Below are 7,884 nucleotides of genomic sequence, written 5' to 3' on the forward strand. Positions count from 1 at the left end.
AGAGCCATAATTATGATTATTCTATTAAAAGCACACAGGACCTAAGCTTATTCTACCTTATTCCACGTTCCACGAAGATTTTGAGTAAAACAATCGATTTTATTTTCCTGCTCGGTAAATTTATTTATTTTTGCCGTTAATTCTTTTAAATCTTCCGGTAAATCGGTTATTATAATTATCCTTTTAAAAACCCTTATATATTCTTTTGCTTGTAAAATTTTTCCTACATCCGTAGGAGAAATAATAACAAGCACGCTAGCATTATTAGGATTTTGTAACTCATCGGTAATATAAATCGGCTGTTTTTCAGGCTGCGGATCAAGTTTACTACCGTGAGGTATAAATTGCTTACGTGAATAAGTCCAAAGATTTTTATTGAGCATTTCTTGTTGATCTGCATCTGCAGTTAATATCACGCTTTTAAGATCAGAGTGATGGCATTTTTCTATCAGAAGCAATATCGATTTTAGAAGCAATTCATCGCTTGTTTGATAAATACTAAATTGCTGCATAAAAATTTTATGTTATTTTTTATGAGAGAATTTAAGTGGTACGGATGAAGGGACTTGAACCCCCACGCCTCGCGGCACAAGAACCTAAATCTTGCATGTCTACCAGTTTCATCACATCCGCATATGGTAATGTTATTCCTAGCTCAGCATTGTTGCTTAGATCGGGCTTATCCGTCATTGCGAGGAAATTACAAAGTAATTGACGAAGCAATCTCAGAAGATTTGACGAGATTGCCACTCAGCCTATGGCTGCTCACAATGACGACTTGGTATCCACGCTGGAATGACATTAAAGTATTTCCATCAAAAAATTATAATACACATCATATAATTTTTGTAAATCGCTAATTTTTGTGTATTCGTTTATTTTATGTGCCGTTTCGGATAATAAACCGAATTCTACTAACGGACAATAATTTTTGACGAATCTTGCATCCGACGTACCGCCGCTTGTAGAGAATTCAGGCTTTATTTTAAGTATATGCTCTACTATTTTAGCAAATTCTTTTATTTTATCGTTAGGATTTTGAATAAAACTATCAGCAGAACTACTATACTCTAACTTATAATCTACTTTATATTCTTTGCAATATCGTTTAATAATTTCTTCTACCCGTTTTGCTAAAGTTTCTGCATTATGTAAATTATTAAAACGTATATTGAAAGATACCTCCGTACTTGTCGGAATTACGTTTGAAGTATTATTACCGACATCGATATTCGTCACTTCAAGATTTGAACTTTGAAAAAATTCCGTCCTTTCATCAAGTCTTATATTTGTTAACTCATTCAATATTTTTATTAAGCAAGGCAACGGATTATTTGCTTTATGAGGATAAGCTACATGCCCGCTTAAGCCTTCTATATTTAATTCAAAATTAATACTTCCTCTTCTGCCGATTTTAATTGTATCGCCTATCTCTTTTTCGCAAGTAGGCTCACCGACAATAGCAAAATCAATTTTATGCCCTTGATCATAAATATATTGCAGCATTTCTTTAGTACCATGCTTTGCTTTTCCCTCTTCATCACTAGTAAGTAAGAAACTAATAGAACCTTTAAAGCTGGTATTATTTTTTATGAAATCTAAACTAGCTGCTAGAAAGCATGCTATCGCCCCTTTCATATCCACCGCACCTCTGCCATATATCTTACCGTCTTGCTGGCTAGCCTTAAATGGACTCACATTATGCCAAAGCTCATGATTACCTGCCGGCACTACATCTACATGCCCAACAAAGCAAATATTAGGCTCATTGCTACCGAAAACAGCATAAAGATTAGTGACTTGCTCACTTTTAGAATCGCCGAATATTTTTATTTCGGTCTTAAAGCCGTGCTGTTTAAGTAGATCGTCAATATACTCAATAGCCCCGTCACTCTCAGGAGTTACAGACTTAAAACCAATCAAATCTTTTAAGTAGTTAAGGTGCATAATATATCATATTTATATCTTCTTACACTTATTATACAAGTTTATAAAAGTATAAAAACAACTTTTTATCTCACTAAAAAATAAATTATTGCTATGAATTTATATAGATTTTTGACTTTCTTAATGAATTTAAATAACTTATTATTATGAGCTTGTTATAACTAATATTAAAATCATGGGCATAAATAATCAATTAAGAGAATTAATTAAATCTGGTACTTTTGCCGGTGTATTATTAATTATTGCTTTTACTTTAGCAATAATTGTCAGCAATAATATTTTCCTAGCAAAATATTATTCTTCTTTTATTTACAGTAAATTTTCTTTAATAATAGGAAATGTAAGTTTACAAACAACTTTTATAGGGTTGGTTAATGACGGTCTCATGACTTTCTTCTTTTTATTAATAGGTTTAGAGATGAAATTTCATCTAGTAGAAGGTGAATATAAAAATAAAAAAAAACTAATATTACCTGCGGCAGCAGCCCTTGGAGGTGTGCTAGTTCCTGCCTTAATATACATGTTTTTTAATTATGATAAACCGGGATTAATAAAAGGATGGGCTATTCCTATAGCAACCGATACTGCTTTTGTCCTTGGTATTTTATCTTTTTTCAGTCGACGTATATCTTTAGAATTGCGAGCTTTTATTATAGGTTGCTCATTAATTGACGATGCTTTTGCGTTAATTATACTAGCCTCGTTTTATACTAAAACAATCAATACTCCGGCATTATTAATTTCCTCTGTAATTATATTCACCTTGTTTATACTGAATTATCGACAAGTTAAACAAATATTTTATTATATAATTGTAGGTTTATTATTATGGATTAGTATGGTGGAGTCAGGTATTCACGGTACTTTATGCGGAGCTATTATAGCACTTTTTATACCTGTTAATATAAAAGGAGAATTTAACACTTCTTTTAAAAAACTTGAAAACTTAACTCGTCCTTTTGTAAATTACTTTATTTTACCGCTTTTTGTATTTATGAATTCCGGTATCCTTTTAGAATATTTTGTATTTAAAGGCGCCTGTTCCAACTCAATCCTTGCTTTAGTTTACGGGATAATATTTGGTTTATTTGTAGGTAAGCAATTAGGTATTATGCTATTTTCATATCCATTTGTAAAATTTAAACTCTGTAATTTACCAAGTGATACCTCATGGTTAAAATTTTATTCTATATCTATACTTGGAGGAATTGGATTTACCCTAAGTTTATTTATAGGTAGTATTACGTTTGAGAGTAGTTGTCCTTCAAACTCTATGAGAGCTGCAGTAATAATAGGCTCTTTAATTTCTGCATTATTTGGCGTAGCCGTTCTAAAATATTGTACTAGCAAAGAGTAAAGAACCTAAGAAGCTCTACCTTGAGTAACAGATCCATTTTGTGACGGGCGTGAGGAGCGAAGTCTATAATAGGCAAGCCAACGAACAACAAAGACATTGTCGCGTGGACCGATAAAACCCACGTAACCCAAAAACAATAAAAAATACTAATAATTTTAGTATTTTTACTGGATTCCGTGGAAGGGCCACGGGATGACAGAGATAAAATTGATCCGCACAACAATACTAACAACGAAGCACAAAGCGGGGATCAGTTTACTATACTCATTAAATAACGATGATAGGATTTTAATAACACATCATACTTTTGTTTGAAAAAAACAGGATATGGCACTATATAGATATTATTAGAAGAAGGAATCGCTTTTTCAAGCTTATTTAGCATAAAAGGTATATTATAATTATGCTCTACTAAAATTATTGAAGTAAGATTGTAAGTTACAATAAAATCAACCGCTTTCTTAATATTATCTTCTTCGGACATCATTTTATTCGGAGCAAGTATTACCTGCTGTTCTATAACATTACGTTCCTTTAACAAATTTTTTAATTGCTCTGTAGATTCTATACCGGTAATAAATAATATAGGTGCATAGCCTGCTTTAAGCAAAGCAATACCAGTTTCAATTTTATGTCCTCCTCCTGCAAATACTATTATTGCATTAGTGGTATTACTATTAAGCTTATAAGAATTTATTAAATATAAATAATAACCAAGACCACCGACCCAAAGAGCAAAAATTGCTAAAATTGTGAGTAAAAATTTTCTGATCATTTAAATATTTTATCAAATTCAGTTTGAATAATTTTATCAAATTCAGACATTTCAATATGAATTCCTAACTGATTTAAAGATGTTACTAAAGAATTTTCAAGTCCACAAGGAATAATCCCACTAAACTTACTTAAATCTGTTGAAATATTTATAGCTACACCGTGATATGTAACCCATTTTCTTACTCTAACACCTATTGCAGCAATTTTAGCAAATTCACCTTTCTTTACTTTTACCCAAATTCCTACTTTATCTTTAATAATATATGCTTTAATTCCAAAATAATTTAAGCTATTTATAATCCATTCTTCAAGCATTTTTATATATAGCTTTAAATCTTTGTGTCGATTTGGTAAGGCTAAATTAAGAATTGGATAAATAACACGCTGACCTGGTCCATGAAAAGTAAATTTACCGCCACGTCCTGTGTAAATTACCGGAATATCATCGTAATTTAATAATTCTCCTTGTTTATAATTAGTACCGGCTGTATATACTTCCGAATGTTCGACTAAATAAACAATTTCCAGCTCATTATCACTAATTACTCTGTTAACGTAATCTTCCATTAATTTCAAAGTAACTCGATAATCCATAAGATTCGATATAGTTATAAATCTTGTCATATTAATTCAGATTATATTTTAATATTAAGGCATCTAAAATTACTATGGTTTCAGCATCCAAATCGCCGGAAAAATTACTAGGGCGAAAATGTATTTGAAACGAAATTATAACATCTTTCATTTTAGAATCTAAAATTCCAGTAGCTTCGAGTTTATAACCGTATGTAATAAATTTTTGCTGAATTGCTGCAATATCGGTTATGTCGACTTGAGGCAATAGCTTGTTAAAAATTTGCTCATCATACCATGCTCCCATATCGTTATCATATAATAGTTTCCAAGGAAATAGCGAACCAAGGTCCTGTTTTCTACCTGAAGCAATATCAGAATGCCCAACCACTCTAGTAGGTTTAATATCATATCTAGCGATAATCTGTCTACACAAACTTATGACACTATTAATCTGCCTTTCCGCATAGAGTAGCCAAACTATATTACTGTTTTTTACATTTATTTCAAATGCAGGATTTACGATTTCAATACCGATTGATGTATCATTAATACGCTCATGACCTTGTCAGTAACTTACTCCAGCATGCCATGCATGCTCTTCTACTAATTGAAATATATGTTCAGAGTTTTCATTGTTTATTAAATAATGGCTACTTAACTTTTCACTGGTTAGAAAATCTAAAGACTGCTTAAAATCACACTGTGTATAATGTAGCACTAGGAATTTAATACGTTTATCAAACCCCACAGCTCTATAAGATGTTTTATCGATTACTATCATAGTTTAAAGGATGTTAATCTTAGTTAAAAACGGTTTTGTTGCATGGCCCTTATGCCGTTCCTGCGTGGTATTGTTGCGTGGGTCTGTTTATCCGTCATTGCGAGGAGCGAAGCGACGTGGCAATCTTATGAAATAATAACAAACTCCTGAGATTGCTTCGTCAATTTACTATTGTAAATTTCCTCGCAATGACGATTTGGTATCTATACAAAGATAGCCCCAATACGACAAATGACAAGAAAATTTTTGATGGTGCCGGATATCGGATTTGAACTGATGACCTACCGCTTACAAGGCGGTTGCTCTACCACTGAGCTAATCCGGCATATTAATATGATTATAGAGAAAAGTATATAATTTGGTAGGAAAAACGTTATTGCATGGACATAAAATCGTCATTGCGGGCGACTGCAAGGAGCGTGGCAATCTCAGGACTTTGGCACGAGATTGCTTCGTCAAAAATTTCAATTTTTCCTCGCAATGACGAAAATACACTATAAATTAAGCTTCTTTAGCTTCCTTTTTATTTGGTCTAGTTTTGCGGTTTTTTGCTTTAACTTCCATTTCCTTTTTAACTTTCTCAGGAAGAGTAACGCCTGCTTGCTCAATAAATTTTGCGACTCGTTCAGTTGGTTTAGCACCGGTGCCAAGCCAATATTCTATACGATCTTTTTTTAAAACCACGCGCTCACTATTATCTGAAGCAAGCATTGGATTATAAGTTCCGACTTTTTCTAAAAAGTCACCGTCACGAGGTGCTGTTGCGTTAGCTACTACTACACGGTAAAAAGGACGCTTTTTAGCACCGCCTCTAGCTAAACGAATTTTTACTGCCATATATTACTTACAATTATTTTATTTTTTCTTCTTTAAAAAGAACATGTTTTCTAACTACTTTATCATACTTACGAAAAGAAAGCTTCTCGGTTTGGGTTTTCGGATTACGTTTTTTTACCCAAAAAACACCTGTGCCGGCAGTACTTACTAGCCTTACCAAAACATTTTTATTTTTCTTTGCCATTAGCTGACACCTTAAATCAAGATATTATTTTATTATTACTCAAGAAAAGCAGAATAAAACGAAATTGAAAAATAGTCAAGTAAAAACTAGGCATTGTAAAATAAAGAGAGATGCGTCTTTGCGAGCAGCCGTAGGCTGCGTGGCAATCTAGTTTTAATGTCCTGAGATTGCCGCACTCCTTACGGTCGTTCGCAGTGACGCCAATTTTTCAAATTAAACGAGTTACTGTCCAAATAAGCGTTCGATATCCTTAAGCTTTAACTCAATATTAAGTAGGTCTGCCGTGATTACATTGACCTGAAAACGGCGTATTTTCCATTTGACGCAATAAGGCATTCATTTCATCTGCCGATAATTTTCGTCCTGCTCTAATAGAATAATGACAGGCATAAGTTTCTGTCACATGCTCTATTAACTCCGTCAAAGCTATATTCTCACCGAAATCCGATAAATGATCAGCGAGATCCTGAATTAACTTTTGTACGTTTACATCTCCAAGGATATTTGGAATTTCAGTCACTATAATAGATTTCTCACCGAATTTTTCTAGAGTTAAACCAAGTTTATATAGTTTTTCTCTATTTTCATATAAACAATCTGCTTTTCTTTCACTTGGCAGTTCTACTATCTCAGGAATAAGCAAACGCTGTTTTATTAACTCTTCCGTTTTAAGGTAATCTTTTATTTTTTCGTATCCTAAACGTTCATGTGCTGCATGCTGGTCGGTAATTACTATACTATCTTCGGTTTGTGAAATAATATAAGTAGTATGAAGTTGTGCTTTAGCTGCCCCAAGCTTATATTGTTTATGGCTTTGCTGCTCATGTTCTATACGTCTTTCTACTTCTTGTTCTATTTTAGCATGTGGTAGCGTATCAATTAGCTTCTGACAAGCAGTATTTGGCGTAGATTTAAAACTAGGTGACATAGCAGGTCTATAATCTGTCGGTTTACTATTCACGCTTACAGCTTTACTTACTGACGGTTGTTTGTTAGCTAAAGGATTTTTAAATAACTGAAGAGCATCAGAGGCAATAGTAGTAGAAGTAACATGGCTTTTATTCGTTAAAGCATTTTTAATTGCTTCTATTAATAAGTTTCGTACATAATTCGGATCATGAAACCTAACCTCTGCTTTTGCCGGATGTACATTAACATCAACAAGTTGTGGATCAATTTGTAAGAATATAGCACATAGCGGATAACGATCACGAGCTAAATAATCTTGATATGCTACCCTTAAAGCTACTTGTAGCAACTTATCTTTTACCGGTCTATTATTGATAAATAAAAACTGATCTTCACTTGAAGCTCTATTATATGTCGGGATACTAGTATAGCCGCAAATAGAGAAATCAGGAGTTTTGAAATCTGTAGAAGTCAAGATTTAATCTCACAGACATTATAAAAATTATATCTGAATGT

The 7,884-nt window shown here is 32.9% G+C and carries 7 protein-coding genes, 2 tRNA genes and 2 pseudogenes; 1 reads left to right on the plus strand and 10 read right to left on the minus strand.

The annotated features are described in order from the left end of the window. Positions 1-47: 47 nt before the first annotated feature. The 3 genes from KYQ89_RS05025 to dapE form a co-directional block, all read right to left on the minus strand. A complete protein-coding gene (locus KYQ89_RS05025; protein ID WP_218460669.1) occupies positions 48-512 on the minus strand; it encodes a DNA polymerase III subunit chi in 465 nt (154 codons plus the stop codon). Positions 513-548: 36 nt separating this feature from the next. Continuing rightward, positions 549-633, minus strand: a tRNA-Leu gene (locus KYQ89_RS05030). Positions 634-801: 168 nt separating this feature from the next. Continuing rightward, positions 802-1,947, minus strand: coding sequence for a succinyl-diaminopimelate desuccinylase (gene dapE, locus KYQ89_RS05035; RefSeq protein WP_218460670.1), 1,146 nt, complete (start codon positions 1,945-1,947; stop codon positions 802-804). A 175-nt stretch (positions 1,948-2,122) separates the two neighbouring features. On the opposite strand from dapE, the gene nhaA reads away from it, so the two are divergent. Continuing rightward, the gene (gene nhaA / locus KYQ89_RS05040) at positions 2,123-3,304 is read left to right on the plus strand and encodes a Na+/H+ antiporter NhaA (RefSeq protein ID WP_218460671.1); all 1,182 of its coding nucleotides are present in this window, start codon (positions 2,123-2,125) and stop codon (positions 3,302-3,304) included. 250 nt (positions 3,305-3,554) lie between these two features. Here nhaA and KYQ89_RS05045 read toward each other — a convergent pair whose 3' ends face one another. From KYQ89_RS05045 to mutL, 7 genes and pseudogenes are all read right to left on the minus strand, one after another. After that, positions 3,555-4,079 carry a YdcF family protein gene (locus KYQ89_RS05045; RefSeq protein WP_218460672.1) on the minus strand — a complete coding sequence of 175 codons (525 nt, stop codon included), beginning with the start codon at positions 4,077-4,079 and terminating at the stop codon, positions 3,555-3,557. Continuing rightward, positions 4,076-4,705 (minus strand): lipoyl(octanoyl) transferase LipB, encoded by a 630-nt coding sequence (gene lipB, locus KYQ89_RS05050; protein WP_218460673.1) that lies wholly within the window; start codon positions 4,703-4,705, stop codon positions 4,076-4,078. Before lipB ends, KYQ89_RS05045 begins: the two co-directional genes overlap by 4 nt. 1 nt (position 4,706) lies before the next feature. Next, positions 4,707-5,438 (minus strand): annotated as a pseudogene (locus KYQ89_RS05055) (N-acetylmuramoyl-L-alanine amidase). Between the two features lie 250 nt (positions 5,439-5,688). Next, positions 5,689-5,763 (minus strand) — tRNA-Thr (locus KYQ89_RS05060). A gap of 176 nt (positions 5,764-5,939) precedes the next feature. After that, positions 5,940-6,275: a 30S ribosomal protein S16 gene (gene rpsP / locus KYQ89_RS05065; RefSeq protein WP_218460674.1), complete on the minus strand. Its 336-nt coding sequence runs from the start codon at positions 6,273-6,275 to the stop codon at positions 5,940-5,942. Positions 6,276-6,288: 13 nt separating this feature from the next. Then, the gene (gene rpmG, locus KYQ89_RS05070; protein WP_004997072.1) at positions 6,289-6,459 is read right to left on the minus strand and encodes a 50S ribosomal protein L33; all 171 of its coding nucleotides are present in this window, start codon (positions 6,457-6,459) and stop codon (positions 6,289-6,291) included. 222 nt (positions 6,460-6,681) lie between these two features. Further along, positions 6,682-7,831, minus strand: a pseudogene (gene mutL / locus KYQ89_RS05075) (DNA mismatch repair endonuclease MutL); the annotation flags it as partial. Positions 7,832-7,884: the final 53 nt, after the last annotated feature.

The organism is Rickettsia sp. TH2014, assembly GCF_019249195.1.
Taxonomy (GTDB): domain Bacteria; phylum Pseudomonadota; class Alphaproteobacteria; order Rickettsiales; family Rickettsiaceae; genus Rickettsia; species Rickettsia felis.